Below are 19,430 nucleotides of genomic sequence, written 5' to 3'. Positions count from 1 at the left end.
GCCTGCGTGGCTGCGCCGGGAGCCGGTCGCCCGGTAGGCTTTCCGTGTGATCTTCAAGCGCATCGGTAACGGAAAGCCGTATCCCGACCACGGCCGGGAAAGCACCCGGCAGTGGGCGGACGTCGCCCCGCGCCCGGTCCGCCTCGATCAGCTGGTGACGACCAAGGGCCAGCTGGACCTGGAGACCCTCCTGGCCGAGGACTCGACCTTCTACGGCGACCTCTTCGCGCACGTCGTGAAGTGGCGGGGCGACCTCTACCTGGAGGACGGCCTGCACCGCGCGGTCCGCGCCGCGCTCCAGCAGCGCCAGGTGCTGCACGCGCGCGTGCTGGAGATGGACTGACCGTCGGCCGCCCGCCGACGCCATCCCGTCGGCCGCCCGCCGACGCCTCGGACCGCCCTCCCGGCTGATCCTTTCGGGGCCTCTTCACCCCCATCCGGACGCGATCACATGATCATCCAGTAGGCATCGCCCACGGGCGGCATTACGCTGCGTCCATGAGCATGCTCACTCCCCCCGGAATGGGCGGAAAGTACCGCATCACGGGCGATGTCTACCCGCGCATGCGGCGCCCCCACCGCCGGCGCAGGATCATCCTCACGGCCGCGGCCGGAGCGCTCGTGCTCGGTGCGGCGGGCTGGGGCACGCTGCAGCTGGTCGAGGTCTTCACCGGCGGCGACGGGAAGACCACCACGGCCGCCGGGAAGCAGGCCGACTGCAAGCCCGTCGCCAAGGCGAGCGCACAGCCCGCCACCGCCCTGCCCAAGCCCGGCCAGATCACGGTCAACGTCTACAACGCGACCCCGCGCGCCGGGCTCGCCAAGACGACCGCGGACGAGCTGAAGAAGCGCGGCTTCGCCATCGGCAAGGTGGGCAACGCCCCGGCCCCGTACGACAAGAAGGTCCCCGGCTCCGGGATACTGCTCGGCGCCCCCGCCGCCACCAAGGGCAGCTTCTCCGTGCTCGGCACCCAGCTGAAGGGCGCCACGACAAAGGTCGACGCCCGCACCACGGCGGACGTCGACCTGATCATCGGCACGGCCTTCAAGAACCTCGACCCGAAGGCCGCCGCGGACGCGGCGCTCGTGGCCCTGAACAAGCCCAAGCAGCCCCTGCCCGGACACTGCTAGCCGCCGGGCCGGTCCGCCGGGCGGTCCGGCGACCGGCCGGTCCGCGGCGAGTTCGCGGACTGGCCGGCGAGCTCGCGAACTAGTCGGCGGACCCGTACATGCGGTCGCCCGCGTCGCCCAGGCCCGGGACGATGTAGCCGCTCTCGTTGAGGCGCTCGTCGACCGAGGCCGTCACGACGGTCACCGGCGTGCCCGCCAGCTCGCGCTCCATGACCGCCACGCCCTCCGGGGCGGCGAGCAGCACGACCGCGGTCACGTCGTCGGCGCCGCGCTTGATGAGCTCCTGGATCGCCGCCACCAGCGTGCCGCCGGTCGCGAGCATCGGGTCCAGGACGTACACCTGGCGGCCGGACAGGTCCTCCGGCATGCGCGAGGCGTACGTGGACGCCTCCAGCGTCTCCTCGTTGCGGATCATGCCGAGGAAGCCCACCTCGGCCGTCGGGAGCAGCCGCACCATGCCGTCGAGCATGCCCAGGCCGGCCCGCAGGATCGGGACCACCAGCGGACGCGGGTACGACAGCTTCACACCGGTCGTCGGCGTGACGGGGGTCTCGATGTCGACCTGCTCGGTGCGCACGTCCCTGGTCGCCTCGTAGGCGAGCAGCGTGACCAGCTCGTCGGCGAGCCGGCGGAAGGTCGGGGAGTCCGTGCGCTTGTCGCGCAGCGTGGTGAGCTTGTGAGCGACCAGCGGGTGATCGACGACGTGGAGACGCATGCCTCCACAGTAGCCGGGAGTGGCGTCGAACCACGCCGTGGAGGGAAGGTGGGGACACAGGTACCGGACCCAAGTCCTGGGGTGGTGTGGCCCATGCCCGACCTGGAAGGCAAGCCCGGCGGACCGGCTCCCGACGAGGAGCGCCGCCCGGAGACCGACGCGGAGCGCCGCAGACGCCGCGCCCAGTTCCTGCGCGAACTGAACGAGGCCAAGGCGCTGCGCGACCGCGTCCAGCCCCGGCGCGCCCGGGCGGCCCGGATGCGGCAGGCCATGCGCATGCGGACCTTCCGCTGGTGACGCGCCGGTGACCCGCCGACGGCCGCCCCGGTGACGTGCGGGTGAAGCGCCGCTGACCCGCCTGCCGTGCGCCCCCCGTGTGCGCCGGGGTCGCACGCCCGCCCGATCGCGGTGTCGTTCAGACTGATGCACGACGCAAGAGCCGAAGACCTCTCCTGAGGCCTCCGTTTCTGCCACGATGCCGATTGGGCGGGGCATCAGGAGCGCGCCGCCGGATCATCACACCTCTGATCAGTGGGAGAGTCAGGTGTACTTCGCCGCACTGCTCGCGCGCACCGAAGACGGGTGGGAAGCGAGCGATACCGATCTCGACAACGTGGAGACCCTGTCGGACATCGCCGATCTGGCCCGTGAGGCCGCGGCGGACGACAGCGAGACGGTGATCGTGTTCATCGAGCAGGAGGACGCGTGGTTCGGCGTCGTCCGCGTCGACGGCGAGGACGACCCCCGGGTCTTCGTCTCGAACGCGGCCGCGGCGGCCCGCTCCTCGTACGGGGAGATCCTCACCTCGGAGGTCCTCGGCGACGACCCGCGCGACGCCGACACCGACCTGGACGCGCTGGACCTGGACGGTACGGAGGACGGCGAGCCCCTCGACGCCTCCGCCGCCGAGGACGGCGAGGACGACGAGGAGACGGGCGGCGTGCCCGCCGCCCCCGTCGGCGACCGGCACATCCTGGCCGACCTGGGCATCTCCGAGCGGGAGCTGCTCGCCCTCGACAGCGACGCCCTCGGGGAGATCGCGGACGCCCTCGGCGCCTCCGCCGTCCTGGAGGCCGTGCGCTAGTGCCCCTGGCAGTACCAGGCCCCGGCGTGGGCCCCGATCCCGTACGGGACCCCTGGCGGGATCCGATGCGGCAGGCCCTCGCCGAGGCGGACAAGGCCGCGCTGGCCGGTGACGTACCGGTCGGCGCGGTCGTGCTGTCCCCGGACGGCACGGTCCTCGCCCTCGGCCACAACGAGCGTGAGGCGACCGGCGACCCGACGGCCCACGCCGAGGTGCTGGCCCTGCGGCGGGCGGCGGCGGCGACCGGCGAGTGGCGGCTGACCGGCTGCACGCTCGTGGTGACCCTGGAGCCGTGCGTGATGTGCGCGGGCGCACTCGTCCAGGCGCGGGTCGAACGGGTGGTCTTCGGCGCCTGGGACGAGAAGGCCGGCGCGACCGGCTCGCTCTGGGACCTCGTGCGCGACCGGCGGCTCAACCACCGCCCCGAGGTCGTCCAGGGGGTGCTGGAGGCGGAGTGCTCCGGTCAGCTGACGGCCTTCTTCCGGGACCGCTGAGGCCGCCACCCACCTGCGGAGACATACGGATTTCATCCACGGGCGCCTTTGGGCTAAGCTCTCTCTCGGTAGCGTGTCCGAGCGGCCGAAGGAGCTCGCCTCGAAAGCGAGTGTGGGGAAACTCACCGAGGGTTCAAATCCCTCCGCTACCGCCAGAGAACCTCTCCCAGCTTCGGCTGGGGGAGGTTTTTTCATGCGGTCACCACGCCCCCCTCGGGTAGCCATGCCCATGACAATCACCAAGGGGCTGACGAAGGCTTAGGACGGGGGGAGCGGCATCGGGGGGACAAGCCGCTCCCCCCGATGAGAACCGGTCCTGCAAGTCCTGCGCCGCAGTCAGGGGGGAAGCTCGCGGCGCGGACCCCGCAGTGAGGGCCGGTTCCTCAAGCCCTGCGCATTCCTGCCAGATCCGCCGGGCTCGAGATCAATACTGCTCCTCCGTCACCCCTCCGGCAGGCGGCAAAAGGCCCCGATCGCAGGGCCCTTGGTCCATAAAGGACCCGTGAGGAAGCCCTGGGCTAGACTCGGCGACCGCGCGGCGGAGGCGGGGCCAGGGGAGGGCGGAGCAATGGCGCAGGCGAAGAAGATCGCTCTCTATGCGGTCATGATTTTCGTGCTGTACACGATCATCACGTCCCCGGCCCGGGCGGCGGATCTCGTCCAGGTAGGGTTCGAAGGCATATCGAGCGCCGCTCAAGGCGTCGGCCAGTTCATGACCGAGCTCGTCAACTAGGAGTACCGCCCGTGATCCGCCATCTGGTCCTCTTCAAGCTCAACGACGGCGTGCAGCGCGACGAGCCCCGCGTGGTGGCGGGCGTCGAGGCCTTCCGTGCCCTCGGCTCCCAGATCCCGGAGCTGCGCTTCTGGGAGTGCGACTGGAACATCTCGGACCGCCCGATCGCGTACGACTTCGCCATCAACTCGGCCGTCGAGGACGCGGACGCGCTCAAGCGCTACCTGGAGCACCCGGCGCACCAGGCGGGCGTGGCCCAGTGGCGCGAGTTCGCGACCTGGGTGATCGCCGACTACCCGTTCGAGGGCTGAGCCCCGGCCGAGCCCCGTACCGGCTCGCCTCGCCCCACTCCCCCTCGCTCCCCCCTCGCTCCCCCCTCGCTCCACCCGCTCCACCCCTGACTTCTTCCGGGCCCCCCGCCGACCTTCGGCGGGGGGCCCGAAGTTTTACCCGCTCAACTTGCCCTCAACACGTGGTTATACGGTGCTTGCACACAGTGGACATGTCTTGTGATGCTATGACCGCTTTTGACGGATGAGTCGACCGAAGTTGACATGAAGGGGTGGCGTGAACGTGCCGGCCAGTGCAGCGCCTCAAGTCCCGCCCCAGAACGAGGCCGGGGCGCCCGAGACCCCGCGCCCCCGCCCCCAGAGCACCCGGGGCGCCGACACCCGCGCCCTGACCCAGGTGCTCTTCGGGCAGCTCAAGAACCTGGAGCCGGGCACCCCCGAGCACCACCGCGTGCGCGGCGCCCTGATCGAGGCCAACCTGCCCCTCGTGCGGTACGCCGCCGCCCGCTTCCGCAGCCGCAACGAGCCCATGGAGGATGTCGTCCAGGTCGGCACGATCGGCCTGATCAACGCCATCGACCGCTTCGACCCCGACCGGGGCGTGCAGTTCCCGACCTTCGCGATGCCGACCGTCGTCGGCGAGATCAAGCGCTACTTCCGCGACAACGTGCGCACCGTCCACGTGCCCCGCCGGCTCCACGAGCTGTGGGTCCAGGTCAACGGCGCCACCGAGGACCTGACGACGGCCCACGGCCGCTCCCCCACCACCGCCGAGATCGCCGAACGCCTCAAGATCGGCGAGGACGAGGTGCTGGCCTGCATCGAGGCCGGCCGCTCCTACCACGCGACGTCCCTGGAGGCGGCCCAGGAGGGCGACGGCCTGCCCGGCCTGCTCGACCGGCTCGGCTACGAGGACCCGGCGCTCGCCGGCGTCGAACACCGCGACCTCGTACGCCACCTGCTCGTCCAGCTGCCCGAGCGCGAGCAGCGGATCCTGATGCTGCGTTACTACAGCAACCTGACGCAGTCCCAGATCAGCCAGGAGCTCGGGGTCTCGCAGATGCACGTGTCAAGGCTCCTCGCCCGCAGCTTCGCCCGGTTGAGATCCGCAAATCGGATCGAAGCGTAGCTGAGACGGGTAGACCCTTTCAGAGCAGTTTTTCGGCACCCCAAATGCCGCACACCCCTTGTTTCCTGCGGATATTCGACCCCGTTGTGTCGACAAGTCACTACAGCGTGTTGCCGACATGTGACATTCTGCAGAAACCGAGTTTGCCGCGGCCCCGCCTCCGGTATTCAGGTGGAGGCTGCGTTCCTCAGTTGGTCGTGGCCACCACGACCGTCCGCGACCTCAAGGGGGTGGCATGTCCGCAGAACAGGGCAGCTCGAAGGTGCTCACGCTCACGCCCATGCCCGCGTCCGTGCAGACGCCCGTCTCCGTGCCGACGGCCCCGCCGACGGGCCTGCCCGCCCAGACGACGGCGCCGAACGCCGCGGACACGGCGACCGCGCCCGACGAGCCCCTCGTCGCCCCGCCGGCCGTCGCGCCCGAGGCCCTCGACACCCGCACCCTCTCGCGCTCCCTGTTCCTGCGGCTGCGCGCCCTGGACGACGCCGGCGTCGCCGCGGACAGCCCGGACCGGACCTACGTCCGCGACACCCTCATCGAGCTCAACCTCCCCCTCGTGCGGTACGCGGCGGCCCGCTTCCGCTCCCGCAACGAGCCCATGGAGGACATCGTCCAGGTCGGCACCATCGGCCTGATCAAGGCGATCGACCGCTTCGACTGCGAACGGGGCGTGGAGTTCCCGACCTTCGCCATGCCGACCGTCGTGGGCGAGATCAAGCGCTTCTTCCGCGACACCTCCTGGTCGGTCCGCGTCCCGCGCCGCCTCCAGGAGCTCCGCCTCGCGCTCACCAAGGCCAGCGACGAGCTCGCGCAGAAGCTGGACCGCTCCCCCACCGTGCCCGAACTCGCGGCGGTGCTCGGGGTGTCGGAGGAGGACGTCGTCGACGGCCTCGCAGTCGGCAACGCGTACACGGCCTCCTCGCTCGACTCCCCGTCCCCCGAGGACGACGGCGGCGAGGGCTCCCTCGCGGACCGCCTCGGCTACGAGGACACGGCCCTGGAGGGCGTCGAGTACCGCGAGTCGCTGAAGCCGCTGCTCGCCAAACTCCCGCCCCGCGAGCGGCAGATCATCATGCTCCGCTTCTTCGCGAACATGACCCAGTCGCAGATCGGCGAAGAGGTCGGCATCTCCCAGATGCACGTCTCCCGCCTCCTCACCCGCACGCTGGCGCAGCTGCGCGAGGGCCTGATCGCGGACTGAACTCGGTCGTTCTGCTTCCTTGCTGACACACCGTCAGTCACACTGGCGCTCATGCTGAGCTCGTGGCGAAGGAAGCGTCCCGGACTCGTGGTGGTCGCGCTCTGCCTCGGCGGAGCGCTCACCGCCTGCGGATCGGGCGACGACAACGAGGGGTACGCGGCGGTCGGCGCCGGCTCCTCCCCCAAGGGCGCGGTCCCACCGAGCGGATCGGTGACGCTCGTCCCCCTGGACCCGGGCGGCACCGGGGACACCTCCAGCACGTCGTCCCCGTCGCCACGCCCGGGGGACGGCACGGGCGGTGCGGGGGGAGGGAACCCGGGCGGTACGACTCCGGAAGACCCCGGCTCCCCGGGAGGCCCGCGTACGGCCACGGCGCCGCCCCCGACCCGTACCGGCGGAACACCGGCGACGACCCGCCCCGGGACGCCCGCCCCCAAGCCCTCCCCTTCAGCGCCGGGCACTCCGGGCACTCCAGGCGTCCCAGGCACGAAGCCCACGAGCCCCGGCGGCCCCGCCACGACCCCACCCGCCCCCGCCGCACTCACCCTCTCCGCGCCCACGCTCGCCGACACGGACAAGCGCTGGTGCGAGAACGTGACGGTCACCTTCCGCAACACCGGTGGGACGGCGGCCCGTTCGGGCACGGTCACCTTCGCGACGCACATCATCGGCGCCCTCGGCGTCGACTGGGCCACCATCGGCTCCAGCCAGCCCCTGCCGGCCCCGATCGCGGCCGGGGAGACCCGCACCAGGACCTACACGGTGTGCGTGGAGTCCTGGCGGGTGCCGCTCGGCATGCGCGTGGACACCCGGACCGTCACGGCCTCATGGCAGTGAGCAGCACCTCGGCGAACTCCTCCGGATGCTCGACGCACCCGAGGTGCCCGCCCGGGAACGCCACCACGGCGGCCCCCGTCAGCTCGGCGATCCGCCGGGCCGGACCGACCAGCGCCTCCTGACCGTCCGACTCCCGGCCGACCCCCAGGACCAGCTTCCCGGCGGCGGCGCGCAGCCCGTCCAGATCCGGCTCGGAGGAGGAGAAGGGGCACAGGACGTGCTCCAGGAAGACGGGCATGTTGGCGGCCATGCGGGAGGCCATCGGGCGGATGGACTCGGGCAGTTCGGCATGGCTCTCGCCCTGCGGCGGCCTCCGCCCGTCGGGCGTCTCCGCGAACCGGGCCATCGCCGGGCCGAGCCCCCGCGTACGGTGCAGCTCACGCACCTCGGCGAAGTGGGCGCGGTACGGGCCGGGGTCGGCGAGCAGTTCCACCAGGGGCGGCTCGTGGGCGACGACCCGGCGCAGGCGGCCCGGGTGGGCGGCGAGCAGGGCGAGGGCGACGATCGCGCCGGAGCTGCTGCCGTAGACGTACGCGGCTTCGCCGTCCGGCACGACCGCGTCGAGGACCGCGCGGGCATCCTCGGCCCACACCTCGACCCGCTGGTCGGCGACCGGCCCGTCGAGCGGGCTGCGGGAGAGCCCGCGCTGGTCGTAGGAGACGACCGTGAACCCGGCGCCCGCGAGCAGGTCCGCCATCCCCTCGTACAGGCCGGCGTCACCCGCGCCACCGGGTATGAGCAGGAGCACGGGGCCGGCGCCGCGCGTCTCGTACCGGAGGGTGGCGCCGGGGACAGGCAGGACGGCGGTGCTGAGGGCGGGCTTCACGACAGGCTTCATGACCAGCTCTCCAGGGTGGTGTGCAGGGCGTCGAGCGAGCGCGCCCAGGAGTCGGCGACGGGCCGGGAGGCGTGGAATCCGCCGCTCAGCTCCAGATGGATGTAGCCGTGGAAGGTGGCGCGCAGCAGGCGCCCGGCGTCGGTGAGGTCGGGCTCGGCGAGCCCGTAGCCGCGCAGCATCCCGTACGTCAGCTCGACGGCACGGAGCAGGACGGCGGGGTCGCCGATCTCCTCCGGCTCGATCCGCTGCTGGGTGGCGGCGTACCGGCCGGGGTGGGCCAGCGCGTAGGCGCGGTAGGCGTCGGCGAAGGCCACGAGCGCGTCCTTGCCGGAGCGCCCGGCGACGGCGGCCCCGATGGCCTCGTTCATCTCGCCGGAGGCGAGGAGGGCGAGGCGGACGCGCAGGTCGCGGAGGTTCTTGATGTGCGAGTAGAGACTCGCGTCCTTGACGCCGAAGCGGCGGGCGAGGGTGGAGACGGTGACCTTGTCGAGGCCGTCGGTGTCGGCCAGCTCGGCGGCGGCCTGGACGAGACGGTCGACGGTGATGCCGGCGCGGACCATGCGCGGAATCCTTCCTAGGGGCTCTAGGTTGAAAGCTAGCACCCCTAGGAAGGGGTGTGGAGGGAATTACGGTCACTCGGGATGGCCCGCCTGGAGATGCCGCCGCAACAGCACGTTCGCGTCGGTCTCGGCACTCCAGTCGAACCGGGCGCGGGCCGCCGTCCGCGAGCCGGCCAGCTCGGCGCACTCCACACAGTGCGGGACCGGCACGGGCGGACGGCTCAGCCCGTACGAGGCCGTCGACAGCGCGTTGGCCGCCCGCACCCCGGCGCTCAGCCGCTCCTCCGGCGTCGCCGGCCGCACCCGGTCCGGATCGGCCTGCCACTCCCGCCCACCCCCGAGCGGCCGCAGCATGGCGTACGGCCCGGCCCGCCCCCGGTACTCGCCGACCTTCCTCGCCGCCGGGTCGTACAGGTACGCGCCGCACTCCTCGTGCCCTGCCATTCCGCACTCCTCGCCTCACGGTCACCCGATCGGGCGACTACTCTCTGTGCCCTTAGCGTTGCTCAATGGAAGAGGCGGCCACAACGCTTGCGGCGTGCCAAGGAGTGCTGTCACGAGGGAGGTTGAAGTGACCAAGAGGACCCTGCCGACCAGCGAGACCGCCGCCACGACTGCGGAGGTCTTCGGCGAACTCCTCCGCCACTACCGCGAGTCAGCGGGCCTGACCCAGGAGGCCCTGGCCCGCCTCATCCCCTGCGACCGCTCGCAGGTGGCCCGCGTGGAGGCGGCGAAGCGGGTGCCGACGGACACGTTCGCGCGAGCGTGCGACGAGATCCTGGGGACGGGAGGGGTGTTACTGCGGCTGTGGGGGCGGATCGACTGGTACCCGGAGGTTCAGCATCCCGACTGGTTCGAGCGCAGAGCGGAGATGGACGCGAAGGCCGTGGCACTGCGGCAGTACCAGGTGCAGGTGGTGCCGGGCCTGCTGCAGACGCCGGAGTACGCGTACGCCCTGCTCTCGCAGGTCGCCGACCCGGACGAGGCGGAGGAACGGGTCCGAGCCCGACTGAGCCGCCAGCAGCGCTTCCTCACGGAGGACGGACCGTTGTTCATGGCGGTCCTCGACGAGAGTTGTCTGCGGAACGTGGTGGGTGACCCCACCGTCATGCGCGACCAGTGCGCCCACCTCCTGGAGGTGGGACGTCGACCCAACATCGTGATCCAGATCGACCCGTACGACCGGGCCCAGCTCGTCCGCCCGAAGACGTCGATGTCGCTGATCCGGCTGCCGGGAGGCGAGGAGTGGGTCTACTCGGAGTCCCTGGGCCAGGGCCACTTCCTCGATGATCCAACCGCCTTCGAGCGGCACTTCCAGACCTATGATGTGCTCCGGGCGGACATTCTGTCGGCGACCGAATCCGCCGCTCTGATCAGCGAGTTCATTAAGGGGTACGAGCAGCATGCAGAGGCACGAACTCAGCACGGCGACGTGGATCAAGAGCAGCTACAGCGGCAACGACGGCGGAGACTGCCTCGAAGTCGCCCCCGGGTTCCCCGGCCTCGTCCCCGTACGTGACAGCAAGGCCCCTGAGGGCCCTGCTGTCGTCTTCGAGCGTTCCGCGTGGGACTCGTTCGTCCGCAGCGTCTGACCTTCACGCCGCCAGGGCCAGGACGGCGACCGCCGGGGCCATGTAGACGAGCGGGAAGACCGCGTGCCCGTACGCCTTGGCGCGGAGGACCGTGATCACGGCGCCGAGGAAGTACAGGACCAGGCCGATCGCGGCGGCGATCCCGATCGCGGGGATCGCGTAGCCGACGAGCAGACCGACCGCGCCCGCCGCCTTGGCGGCACCCAGCCAGTTCCACCAGGCGCGCGGGACGCCGTACTCGGCGAGCGGCTCGACGGTGAACTTCGCCTTGAAGAAGATCGAGGCACCCGAGAACCCGGCCATGAAGGCGGCGACGGCGGTGACGACGATGGCGGTGGTGGACATCCGGGGCTCCTCGGAGGGGCTGTGGCGGGCGCTTCTCGCTCGCTCTGTCCCTCTGACACCGCGCCCGACGGACGTGTGACCGGGCTGCCGAAGTTTTTTTCTAGCGCGGCCCGAAGGTGTTCAGGAACAGCACCGGGCCCGCCCCGAAACGGCCCGCCGCGTCCAGGTCCAGGAGGGCCGCGAGGGCCTTGCCCGTGTAGACCGGCTCCAGCGGCAGGGCGGACTCCGCCTCCGCCCGCCGGGCGGCGCGCGTACCGGGCTCCGAGGGGTGGGCGTAACCCGCGCCCAGCCACCCGTACTCGGTGACGATGTCCCCGGCGTCGAGCCGTACGGGCGGCAGCTCCGCGCCGCGTGCCCGCAGCAGCCGGTGCGTCCTGGCGGCCAGCGACGCGAGCCGTGGGGCGTCGAGGCGCAGGGTGTCGTTGACGACGATCCCCAGGACCCTGGTGCGCAGACCGGCGAGCCGCAGTCCGAGGGCGAGCCCGGCGGTCGTGCCGCCGGACCCGACCGCCGTCACGATCCAGCCGGGCTCGGGCAGCTCGCCCGCCGCCACCTGCTCGGCCAGTTCCAGCGCGCACTCGACGTAGCCGAGCGTCCCGAGCGCCGACGAGCCGCCGGCCGGGAGGACGTACGGGAGGCGGAGGCCGTGGCTGTGGCGGGCGAGCAGCCAGGGCAACGAGAGGACGAGCCGCGTTTTGGTGTGCGGGAAGTGCAGCGTGGCGCCGGAGGCCCGCAGCCGGGCGAGCTGGGCCCGGACGTGGTCGTCGACCGGGTGGTCGATCAGCGCGAGGGCGACGTCGAGGCCCTGTTCGCGGCCGTAGAGCGCGGCGGCGAGACCCCAGTTCGTACCGAGGCCGCCGACGCTGAGGAGGGTGCGGGCGCCTCGGCGGCGGGCGTCCGGGAGGAGCCACTCCAGTTTCCGGACCTTGTTGCCGCCCCAGCCACCGTCGCCGTACCCGCTCTCGTCCTTCACCCAGACCGGGGTGCGCAGGCCGAGACCGGTGAGCGGCCGTACGGGGGTGGGGCCGGCACCGAGCGGCAGGTACGGCAGGGCGTCGGCGAGGGCGGGCCAGTGCCGGTGGATCAGCGGCGGACGGCTGGTCATGCGGGCCACGGTAGGGGGAGAGGGGGCCTGAGGGGGAGGGGCCGGGGCGGATCGGGGCGGGATCGGGATCGGGCGGATCCGGGGCCGGAGCCGGAGCCAGGGCCAGGGTCGGGGTCGGGGTCGGGGTCGGGTCACGCCGTCTGGCGGCGGACCATCTCGGCGATCCAGACGGGGGCGAAGGGGGACGTGCAGCCCGGGGAGGTCGGGTAGTCCTTCAGGACTTCGAGGCGCTCGCCGATGCCGATCGCGCGGGCGCGGTACTCGGGGTGCTCGATCCCGATCTGGGCGAGGCAGTGGTTCATGGCCCACTGGAGGCGGTCGGGTGCGTCCTTCATGTCCGCCTCGATGACGTCGAGGAGGGCGGGGAGGTCGAGGCCGTCGGGCTTCTTGGCGACCCGCTCGGTGGTGAGGGCCCAGCCGGCACTGGCGACGACGGGGTCCGGGTCGGCGGACCAGGCCACGCGCAGCTCCTCGGCGTGCGGGCTCTTCTTGACGACGTAGTTGACGAGCCAGTCGTGGACCTTGGGCGCGCGGGCCTGCCGCAGCATCGCGTCCAGCTCGTCGCGCTCGAACGCCTTGGGGCGGCAGATCAGGAGCGCGAGGAGCATCGCGGCGGTGTCGTCGGTGGCCCAGAGCCCGCGCGCGAGGTCCTGCTGCGTCTTGAGCCGCTTGGCGAGCGCACGCAGCTTGCCGAGGTTCACACCGTGGTCGTCCCCGTGCCGCTCGTTCACGGCACGCGCCTTCGGGTCCTCCAGGGCGGCCAGCTCGGCCAGGAGCTGGGGGACGGACGTGTCGGGTACGGACGTCTCGGGCATCGGTGTCCTCCTGGTCGCGCTGATCACTGGGTTCGTGGGGGTGGGGGTGCTGGTGGGCTTCTGGTGTGGCCGCCCTCTTTCCGAGAGTCGCACCTTCCGCCGCCGCGTCAAGGGCGCGGAGAGGCCGAGCGCCCTGCCCCTCCCCTCGGTCCGTCAGGCAGCCGTCCCGCCTGCGTTGCGGATCAGCTGCTGGAGCACCTTCAGGGTGGTGACGTAGTCGGCGTCGTCGATGCCCGCGTGGAGGGCGGCGCGGATGGCGGGGGCGTTGCGCGCGAGGTCGACGCGGGCCTGCTCGCCCTCCTTGGTGAGCCACAGCAGGCCCTCGGCGTCCCGGGTCAGCCAGCCGCGCTCCACGAGCACCTCCGCCTCGGCCGCGAGGTCGTCCTCGGGCCGTATGTAGGAAGACATGGCGGCCTGGAGTTCGGGGAGGGTCATCCCCTTGCCGTCGGGTGAGATGTCGTTCTCCGACAGGTTGCGCAGCAGCCAGAACTGGGGCTGGGTGTAGCCCTTCTCGGCCTGCCGGGCGCGGGTGTACGCGATGAGCGCCTCGTACGCGACCCCGGTCCAGTAGGCAGCGGGCTGTCCGGCGAGTTCGGCATCGGAGATCTGCGGGCTCGTCATGAGGTGTCCCCTCCTGATACTTCGTTGCGGAGCCCGCACGCCGCCGCGCGGGCCGTGGGACGAACCTAGGACCTCAAGTGCGCTTGAGGTCAAGCCGGAGATCCGACCAGAAAGATCGATCCATCTCGCCACCACTCCACCCGCCCGACCACCCGTCCCAGCCCTGCCATGCCCAGCCATGCAAAGTCCACAATTCCGGGCCGGGATGGGGCGGCCGGGCACTCGTGTGACGAGGGAGGCGACCGTCAGCCATCTCCAGTCGCGAATGCGGCGGGATTGTTCGGCCCGAAGCCCAAGGCCAACCCCCGGCAGCGACCAGCGGGGCCTGAAGCCCGGCCGCACCCCTTCCGTCAGCCGCTGAGCAAAGCCCGGCCGCCCGATTCCACTCCCGCGCACCTCGAACCGGGGGGGAACGTCACCCACCACCCTCGGCCACGAACCAAGCCCCCACCCACTCACCCGACGGACAGGGCACGGCCCCGGCCGATACCCGGCCCCACCACCCACCATCCAGGCAGCCGCCCACCCACAGGCACCACGAACCCGGCGTACGCGTGGGCCCGGTCCCGGGGGCCACACTCGGAAAGAGGGCGGCCGCACCAGAAGCCCACCAGGACTCCCACCACGACCGCCCTCTCACCGAGCCCGCCCCTCAGCCCAGCGCCAGCCAGGCAACACCCGCCAGGACGGCGATCGCCACGATGACGCCGACGATCACGCCGACGCGCGGGCCCGAGGAGTGGGTCGTGGTCTGGTACTGCTGCTGCCGCCGCTGTCCCTGCTGGTTCTGCTGGTTCTGCTGCTGCGGGGCGCCCTCGTCGACGAAGGCGCGGAACATCTGGGTGCTGCCGGCGGGGTCGTAGGAGCCCTCGGGGCTCTGGCCGCCCTGGCCGTACGGTGCTTGGGGGTTGTGTGCCATGGCCCGGACCCTAGCGAAACAGGGCTTCCCGACCCAAGCCCCGCCCTCCTCCCGTACCGCCCTCGCCCCAGGACCCCCACCTCTCCTCCCCTTCCGGCCCCCCTTTACCGATTCTTTAGCGCGCTTTGACCGATTTAGTTTGCCTGGAGCAACCATCGATCTCTATGGTTGCCCTAAGCAACAAGATGTTGGGGGAGCCCGATGGAGACGCTGAACCGGTACGAGGAGCTCGCCAGGGCGGTGAGCGCCATCGGTGCCGTCAAGCGTGGCATCGCACGGGTCCTGCCCGCCCACTGCCAGGGCGGTGCGGCTGCCGTGCTCGCCCTCGTCAAACACCACGGCGACATGCGGATGAGCCGGCTGGCCGAACTCATGGCCGTCGACATGTCCGTGTGCAGCCGCCACGTGGCGCACACCGTGGAGCACGGCTGGATCGAGCGACTGCCCGACCCGGACGACAAGCGCTCCCGGATCCTGCGGCTCACCACCGAAGGTCACGCGATGCTCGGCGAGCTCGACAGCCGGGTCGCCGATGCCTTCGCCCGCCACCTCGCGGAGTGGTCCGACGACGACGTCGTACTGCTCACCACCATGCTTTCCCGGCTGCGCGACTCCTTCGGGGACTGCCGGGCCCCGCACGCCTGACCACCACCCGGCCGCCAGGCAGCCCTGCCACCCGGACGCACTGCCACCCGGCCGGCCACCGCCCGACCACCCCGCCGGCCGACCCCCGACCGGCCCCGCGTCCGACCGCAGCGGACGTCACGTATGCCCACGTACGACGCCGTACACCACGTACACCCACGTACACGTAAAGGAACCTCATGGCTACCACCGCACCTGCCACGGGTGTACGGGAAGGCCGGACCGACAACTCCGGTGCCCCGATGACGCACCGGCAGATCATGGAGGCGCTCTCCGGGCTTCTGCTCGGCATGTTCGTCGCCATCCTGTCCTCGACGATCGTCTCGAACGCCCTCCCCCAGATCATCACCGACCTCGGCGGCGGCCAGTCCGCCTACACCTGGGTCGTCACCGCCGCCCTCCTGTCGATGACGGCGACCACCCCGCTCTGGGGCAAGCTCGCGGACCTCTTCTCCAAGAAGCTGCTGGTCCAGATAGCCCTGATCATCTACGTCACGGGCTCGATCGTCGCCGGTCTCTCGCAGAACACCGGCATGCTGATCGCCTGCCGCGTGGTGCAGGGCATCGGCGTCGGCGGTCTCACCGCCCTCTCCCAGATCATCCTGGCCGCCATGATCGCCCCGCGTGAGCGCGGCCGGTACAGCGGCTACCTCGGCGCGACCTTCGCCGTCGCCACCGTCGGCGGCCCGCTGCTCGGCGGCGTCATCACCGACACCGACTGGCTCGGCTGGCGCTGGTGCTTCTACGTCGGCGTGCCCTTCGCGCTGATCGCGCTGATCGTGCTGCAGAAGACGCTGAAGCTGCCCGTCGTCAAGCGTGAGGTCAAGGTCGACTGGGCGGGTGCCTTCTTCATCAGCGCCGCCGTCTCGCTGCTGCTGGTCTGGGTCACCTTCGCGGGCGACAAGTACGACTGGATGTCCTGGCAGACCGCCGCCATGGTCGGGGGTTCGATCCTCCTCGGCGCGGTGTTCCTCCTCGTGGAGTCCAAGGCCTCCGAGCCGATCATCCCGCTGCGTCTCTTCCGCAACCGCACGATCACGCTGGCCTCGCTGGCCTCGCTCTTCGTGGGTGTCGCGATGTTCGCCGGCACGGTCTTCTTCAGCCAGTACTTCCAGCTGGCCCGCAACGAGTCGCCGACGATGTCCGGCGTCCTCACCATCCCGATGATCAGCGGCCTGTTCGTCTCGTCGACGGTCTCCGGCATGATCATCACCAAGACCGGCCGCTGGAAGGCCTGGCTGGTCAGCGGCGGCGCCCTCGCCGCCGGCGGTCTCGGTCTGCTCGGCACGATCCGCTACGACACGACGTACTGGCACATCGCGATCTTCATGGCGGTCCTCGGCCTCGGCCTCGGCATGATGATGCAGAACCTGGTGCTCTGCACGCAGAACCAGGTCGCCCCCTCCGACCTCGGCGTCGCCTCCTCCGTCGTCACCTTCTTCCGCTCCCTCGGCGGTGCGATCGGTGTCTCGGCGCTCGGCGCGGTCATGGCCCACCGGGTCACCGACTACGTCAAGGAGGGCCTGACCGAGCTCGGCCCGAAGGCCGCGGCGGCCATGGGCCAGGGCGGCGGCGGCATCCCCGACATGGACAAGCTGCCCGCCCCGATCCGTACGGTCATGGAGAGCGCGTACGGCCACGGCGTCGGCGACGTCTTCCTCTACTCGGCGCCCTTCGCGCTGCTGGCCTTCATCGTGACCCTGTTCATCAAGGAGGTCGCGCTGAAGAGCAACACCGTCAAGGCGGACGCCGCCACGGCGGAGAGCACGGCGGACGTCACGGCGAAGACCACGGCGGACGTCACGGCGGACGCCAAGTAGAAAAGCTCCCGGCCGCGCTTCGAGCGGAGGTGCGGCCGGGTTCGGTACGGAGCGGCGGGCAGGGGACGGCCCGCCGCTCCGTCATTTCCGTCTGCTTCCGCTTACTGCTCCCGCGCCCGGGCCCGGGTGACCATGACCTCGATGCCCGCGATCAGCACGTCCAGCGCGTAGTCGAAGTCGCGGTCCCACAGCACCTCCACCGAGCGGGCGGCCCGCTCCTCGATGACGGACCGCATGATCTCCAGGTCGTCGGCGAAGCGGGGATCGTCCATGAAGGCGTCGACGGCCGAGCGGTAGTACTCGTCCTGCGACATGCCCGTCTCGGCCGCCCGCCGCTCGAAGTGCCCCTCGACCGTGCCGAATCCGTACACGAACTGGAAGACGGCCGAGGTGGCCCCCGGCTGGCCGTCCAGCGGCAGCCCGGTCGACTCGATCAGGTAGTAGATGCCCTTCGCGACGGCGACCGCCCGCGGGCCCACGTTGAGGTACGTCCCCGAGATCGACGAGACCCACGGGTGGGCGACCAGCATCCGGCGGTAGTCGTTCGCCATCAGCCGGAGCCGTTCCTGCCAGCTCCCCGCCGCTTCGACGGCCGCCAGGTCGATCGCCTCGTGGACGGCGTCGAGTGCGAACTCGATGATGTCGTCCTTGGTGTCCACGTACCAGTACAGGGACATCGCGGTGACGTTGAGCTCGGTCGCCAGCCTGCGCATCGACAGCTTGGCGAGGCCGTCCTCGTCGAGCATCCGGATCGCGGTGGTCACGATCCGCTCCCGGTCGAGCCCGGCCGGGCCGCCGCCGCTGCGGGCGGCCCGGTTCTCCAGCCAGACGCTGGAACGCGCAGGGTTCTTGGCCCTGTCCGCCGCCTTGACCATCGCGTTGCTCCGTCCGATCAGCTTTCCGTGCCCATGCTATGCAGCCACGTCGATGTTCTCCGCGCGCTGCTCGCGCCGCTCCGCCCGTTCGGCCCGCTGGAGCAGGGCCGCGGCGAGCAGTCCGCCGGCGAAGACGGCGACCGCGCCGACCAGCTGGCTGGTCTGCAGGCCGGAGGCGAAGGCGTCGGAGATCTGCTGCCGTTGGGTGTCGCTGCCCGCCGCGGCCAGGGCGGCCGGGAGGGAGGTGGCGGTGACGGCGACGAGGGCGGCGAAGCGGGCGTTGAGGACGGCGCCGAGGACGGCGACACCGAGACCGTTGCCGAACTCGGCGAGGGTGCCGTTGATCCCGGCGCCCACGCCCGCCTTCTCCGGCGGGATCGCGCTCATGAGCGCGTTGGCCATCGCCGGGGAGGAGACCGCGATGCCGGCGCCCATGAGGATCAGGCCGAGCAGCATGCCCCAGTAGCTGCCGTCCGTGCCGCCGCCGAGCAGCGAGATCGAGGTGAGACCGGCGGCGACCAGGGTCATGCCGAGGGCGACGGTGGGCGGGGTGCCCAGCTTCACGACGATCTTCGGGCCGATGCCGGTCAGGTTGAGGCCGACGATCGTCAGGGCGAGCGGCGCCATCCGCAGGCCCGCCTCAAGGGGTTCGTAGCCGAGCACGAACTGCAGGTGCTGGGTGAGCAGGAAGAGCGAGCCGCCCATGCCGAAGACGACCAGGATCGAGCCGCCGACGGCGCCGACGAACTTCTGGTTGCGGAAGAAGTGCATGTCGAGCATCGGATACGGGGTGTGCAGCTCCCACAGCGCGAAGGCGCCCAGGCCGAGCAGTCCGATGACCGCCGGGACCAGCACCTCGCCGGAGATCCAGCCGTGCTCGGGGCCGCTGATGATCGCGTACACGACGGCGGTCATGCCGATGGTGGAGAGCAGGGCGCCGAGCAGGTCGGGGCGCTCGCCCTGCGGGTTCTTGGACTCGGGGACCAGCTTGACGACGGCGACCAGGGCGACGACGGCGACCGGGATGTTGATCAGGAAGATCATTCCCCACCAGAAGTGGTTCAGGATCACGCCGCCGATCAGCGGCCCGCCGGCGAAGCCGAGCGAGGCGACGGTGGACCAGAGCGCGATGGCCTTGACCCGCTCCGAGTCGTCGAAGATCTGCATGACGACGGCGAGGGTCGTGGTCATCAGGAGCGCCCCGCCGACACCCATGCCCGCGCGGGCGGCGATCAACTGCGCGGTGGAGTCGGCGAGTCCCGCCGCGAGCGAGCCGAGCCCGAAGAGCGCGAGGCCGGCGGCGAGGAGCTTCTTGCGGCCGTAGCGGTCGGCGGCGTTGCCCGCGGTGAGCAGCAGGCCGGACTGGACCAGCGAGTAGGCGTTGATCATCCACTGGATGTCGCTGGTGGTGGCGTGCAGCTCGGAGGTCAGCGAGGGGATGGCGACGCTGAGCACCGTGTTGTCGAGCAGCACGGTGAGCTGGGCGAGGCAGATGACGCCGAGGATCAGCCAGCGCTGTGGGTGGCCGCCCCCGGTCGTGGCGTTGGCGTTCGGCGCCGTCATGGCAACTCCTTATACGGTGTACGAGGCGAGTTCTCGTACACCGTATAGGAGGTCTCTTACGCTGTATAGGGATTATTTTCCGGGGGCTGATCGGGGGCTACTCGGGGCCTGATCGGGG

General features: G+C 71.2%; 23 protein-coding genes, 1 tRNA gene and 2 pseudogenes. 15 read left to right on the top strand and 11 right to left on the bottom strand.

Annotation, left to right across the window (positions count from 1 at the left end; all coding sequences use genetic code 11):
- The first annotated feature begins 46 nt into the window (after positions 1-46).
- A complete protein-coding gene (locus tag ACZ3ZE_RS21445) occupies positions 47-343 on the top strand; it encodes a type II toxin-antitoxin system VapB family antitoxin (RefSeq protein ID WP_017240525.1) in 297 nt (98 codons plus the stop codon).
- Between the two features lie 155 nt (positions 344-498).
- Positions 499-1,131, top strand: a complete 633-nt coding sequence (locus ACZ3ZE_RS21440; protein ID WP_361168003.1) for a LytR C-terminal domain-containing protein — start codon at positions 499-501, stop codon at positions 1,129-1,131.
- A gap of 79 nt (positions 1,132-1,210) precedes the next feature.
- On the opposite strand, the gene upp is transcribed toward ACZ3ZE_RS21440, so the two are convergent.
- A complete protein-coding gene (gene upp / locus ACZ3ZE_RS21435; RefSeq protein WP_361168006.1) occupies positions 1,211-1,846 on the bottom strand; it encodes a uracil phosphoribosyltransferase in 636 nt (211 codons plus the stop codon).
- 93 nt (positions 1,847-1,939) lie between these two features.
- Between upp and ACZ3ZE_RS21430 the strand changes: the two genes are divergently transcribed.
- The 9 genes from ACZ3ZE_RS21430 (at position 1,940) to ACZ3ZE_RS21390 (ending at position 7,614) form a co-directional block, all read left to right on the top strand.
- The gene (locus ACZ3ZE_RS21430) at positions 1,940-2,143 is read left to right on the top strand and encodes a hypothetical protein (protein WP_361168009.1); all 204 of its coding nucleotides are present in this window, start codon (positions 1,940-1,942) and stop codon (positions 2,141-2,143) included.
- Between the two features lie 247 nt (positions 2,144-2,390).
- The gene (locus tag ACZ3ZE_RS21425) at positions 2,391-2,930 is read left to right on the top strand and encodes a tRNA adenosine deaminase-associated protein (protein WP_361168012.1); all 540 of its coding nucleotides are present in this window, start codon (positions 2,391-2,393) and stop codon (positions 2,928-2,930) included.
- A gap of 65 nt (positions 2,931-2,995) precedes the next feature.
- A complete protein-coding gene (tadA, locus tag ACZ3ZE_RS21420) occupies positions 2,996-3,424 on the top strand; it encodes a tRNA adenosine(34) deaminase TadA (RefSeq protein WP_361169043.1) in 429 nt (142 codons plus the stop codon).
- 67 nt (positions 3,425-3,491) lie between these two features.
- A tRNA-Ser gene (locus tag ACZ3ZE_RS21415) sits at positions 3,492-3,579 on the top strand.
- 413 nt (positions 3,580-3,992) lie between these two features.
- Positions 3,993-4,157 (top strand): hypothetical protein, encoded by a 165-nt coding sequence (locus tag ACZ3ZE_RS21410; RefSeq protein WP_361168015.1) that lies wholly within the window; start codon positions 3,993-3,995, stop codon positions 4,155-4,157.
- An 11-nt stretch (positions 4,158-4,168) separates the two neighbouring features.
- Positions 4,169-4,468: a Dabb family protein gene (locus ACZ3ZE_RS21405; protein WP_361168018.1), complete on the top strand. Its 300-nt coding sequence runs from the start codon at positions 4,169-4,171 to the stop codon at positions 4,466-4,468.
- A 262-nt stretch (positions 4,469-4,730) separates the two neighbouring features.
- Complete coding sequence (locus tag ACZ3ZE_RS21400) at positions 4,731-5,576, top strand: RNA polymerase sigma factor SigF (protein WP_329422433.1); 846 nt, start codon at positions 4,731-4,733, stop codon at positions 5,574-5,576.
- 235 nt (positions 5,577-5,811) lie between these two features.
- Complete coding sequence (locus ACZ3ZE_RS21395) at positions 5,812-6,777, top strand: RNA polymerase sigma factor SigF (RefSeq protein WP_361168021.1); 966 nt, start codon at positions 5,812-5,814, stop codon at positions 6,775-6,777.
- Positions 6,778-6,828: 51 nt separating this feature from the next.
- Entirely contained in the window at positions 6,829-7,614 is a 786-nt protein-coding gene (locus tag ACZ3ZE_RS21390; protein ID WP_442305676.1) for a hypothetical protein, read from the top strand.
- On the opposite strand, the gene ACZ3ZE_RS21385 is transcribed toward ACZ3ZE_RS21390, so the two are convergent.
- From ACZ3ZE_RS21385 to ACZ3ZE_RS21375, 3 genes are all read right to left on the bottom strand, one after another.
- On the bottom strand, positions 7,595-8,452 hold the full coding sequence (locus ACZ3ZE_RS21385) for an alpha/beta fold hydrolase (protein WP_363290565.1): 858 nt from the start codon (positions 8,450-8,452) through the stop codon (positions 7,595-7,597). The genes ACZ3ZE_RS21390 and ACZ3ZE_RS21385 overlap by 20 nt on opposite strands.
- Positions 8,449-9,012: a TetR/AcrR family transcriptional regulator gene (locus tag ACZ3ZE_RS21380; protein ID WP_361168030.1), complete on the bottom strand. Its 564-nt coding sequence runs from the start codon at positions 9,010-9,012 to the stop codon at positions 8,449-8,451. Before ACZ3ZE_RS21380 ends, ACZ3ZE_RS21385 begins: the two co-directional genes overlap by 4 nt.
- 72 nt (positions 9,013-9,084) lie before the next feature.
- The gene (locus ACZ3ZE_RS21375; protein ID WP_467260149.1) at positions 9,085-9,456 is read right to left on the bottom strand and encodes a hypothetical protein; all 372 of its coding nucleotides are present in this window, start codon (positions 9,454-9,456) and stop codon (positions 9,085-9,087) included.
- Between the two features lie 127 nt (positions 9,457-9,583).
- Here ACZ3ZE_RS21375 and ACZ3ZE_RS21370 point away from each other — a divergent pair, with 127 nt between their 5' ends.
- Together ACZ3ZE_RS21370 and ACZ3ZE_RS21365 are read left to right on the top strand one after the other, a co-directional pair.
- Entirely contained in the window at positions 9,584-10,531 is a 948-nt protein-coding gene (locus tag ACZ3ZE_RS21370; RefSeq protein ID WP_467260146.1) for a helix-turn-helix domain-containing protein, read from the top strand.
- Positions 10,500-10,604, top strand: a pseudogene (locus tag ACZ3ZE_RS21365) (DUF397 domain-containing protein); the annotation flags it as partial. The gene ACZ3ZE_RS21370 and the pseudogene ACZ3ZE_RS21365, both read left to right, overlap by 32 nt.
- Positions 10,605-10,607: 3 nt before the next feature.
- On the opposite strand, the gene ACZ3ZE_RS21360 reads toward ACZ3ZE_RS21365, so the two are convergent.
- From ACZ3ZE_RS21360 to ACZ3ZE_RS21340, 5 genes are all read right to left on the bottom strand, one after another.
- On the bottom strand, positions 10,608-10,949 hold the full coding sequence (locus ACZ3ZE_RS21360; RefSeq protein WP_361168036.1) for a DoxX family protein: 342 nt from the start codon (positions 10,947-10,949) through the stop codon (positions 10,608-10,610).
- A 100-nt stretch (positions 10,950-11,049) separates the two neighbouring features.
- Positions 11,050-12,054: a 1-aminocyclopropane-1-carboxylate deaminase/D-cysteine desulfhydrase gene (locus ACZ3ZE_RS21355; protein ID WP_361168039.1), complete on the bottom strand. Its 1,005-nt coding sequence runs from the start codon at positions 12,052-12,054 to the stop codon at positions 11,050-11,052.
- Between the two features lie 131 nt (positions 12,055-12,185).
- The gene (locus ACZ3ZE_RS21350) at positions 12,186-12,869 is read right to left on the bottom strand and encodes a DNA alkylation repair protein (protein ID WP_361620952.1); all 684 of its coding nucleotides are present in this window, start codon (positions 12,867-12,869) and stop codon (positions 12,186-12,188) included.
- Between the two features lie 153 nt (positions 12,870-13,022).
- A complete protein-coding gene (locus ACZ3ZE_RS21345; protein WP_361620951.1) occupies positions 13,023-13,490 on the bottom strand; it encodes a MarR family winged helix-turn-helix transcriptional regulator in 468 nt (155 codons plus the stop codon).
- 652 nt (positions 13,491-14,142) lie between these two features.
- The gene (locus ACZ3ZE_RS21340) at positions 14,143-14,409 is read right to left on the bottom strand and encodes a hypothetical protein (protein WP_361168048.1); all 267 of its coding nucleotides are present in this window, start codon (positions 14,407-14,409) and stop codon (positions 14,143-14,145) included.
- A gap of 201 nt (positions 14,410-14,610) precedes the next feature.
- On the opposite strand from ACZ3ZE_RS21340, the gene ACZ3ZE_RS21335 reads away from it, so the two are divergent.
- Both ACZ3ZE_RS21335 and ACZ3ZE_RS21330 read left to right on the top strand, forming a co-directional pair.
- On the top strand, positions 14,611-15,054 hold the full coding sequence (locus ACZ3ZE_RS21335) for a MarR family winged helix-turn-helix transcriptional regulator (RefSeq protein ID WP_361168051.1): 444 nt from the start codon (positions 14,611-14,613) through the stop codon (positions 15,052-15,054).
- Positions 15,055-15,296: 242 nt separating this feature from the next.
- Positions 15,297-16,781, top strand: a pseudogene (locus ACZ3ZE_RS21330) (MDR family MFS transporter); the annotation flags it as partial.
- A gap of 194 nt (positions 16,782-16,975) precedes the next feature.
- Here ACZ3ZE_RS21330 and ACZ3ZE_RS21325 read toward each other — a convergent pair.
- Together ACZ3ZE_RS21325 and ACZ3ZE_RS21320 are read right to left on the bottom strand one after the other, a co-directional pair.
- On the bottom strand, positions 16,976-17,749 hold the full coding sequence (locus tag ACZ3ZE_RS21325; RefSeq protein ID WP_361168058.1) for a TetR/AcrR family transcriptional regulator: 774 nt from the start codon (positions 17,747-17,749) through the stop codon (positions 16,976-16,978).
- A 36-nt stretch (positions 17,750-17,785) separates the two neighbouring features.
- Positions 17,786-19,312 carry an MFS transporter gene (locus ACZ3ZE_RS21320; protein ID WP_467260144.1) on the bottom strand — a complete coding sequence of 509 codons (1,527 nt, stop codon included), beginning with the start codon at positions 19,310-19,312 and terminating at the stop codon, positions 17,786-17,788.
- Between the last annotated feature and the right edge of the window lie 118 nt (positions 19,313-19,430).

It is taken from the genome of Streptomyces sp. NPDC023157 (assembly GCF_055560575.1).
Note: the sequence above shows the minus strand (reverse complement) of the source record. Positions and strands in the feature narration are given on the sequence as shown.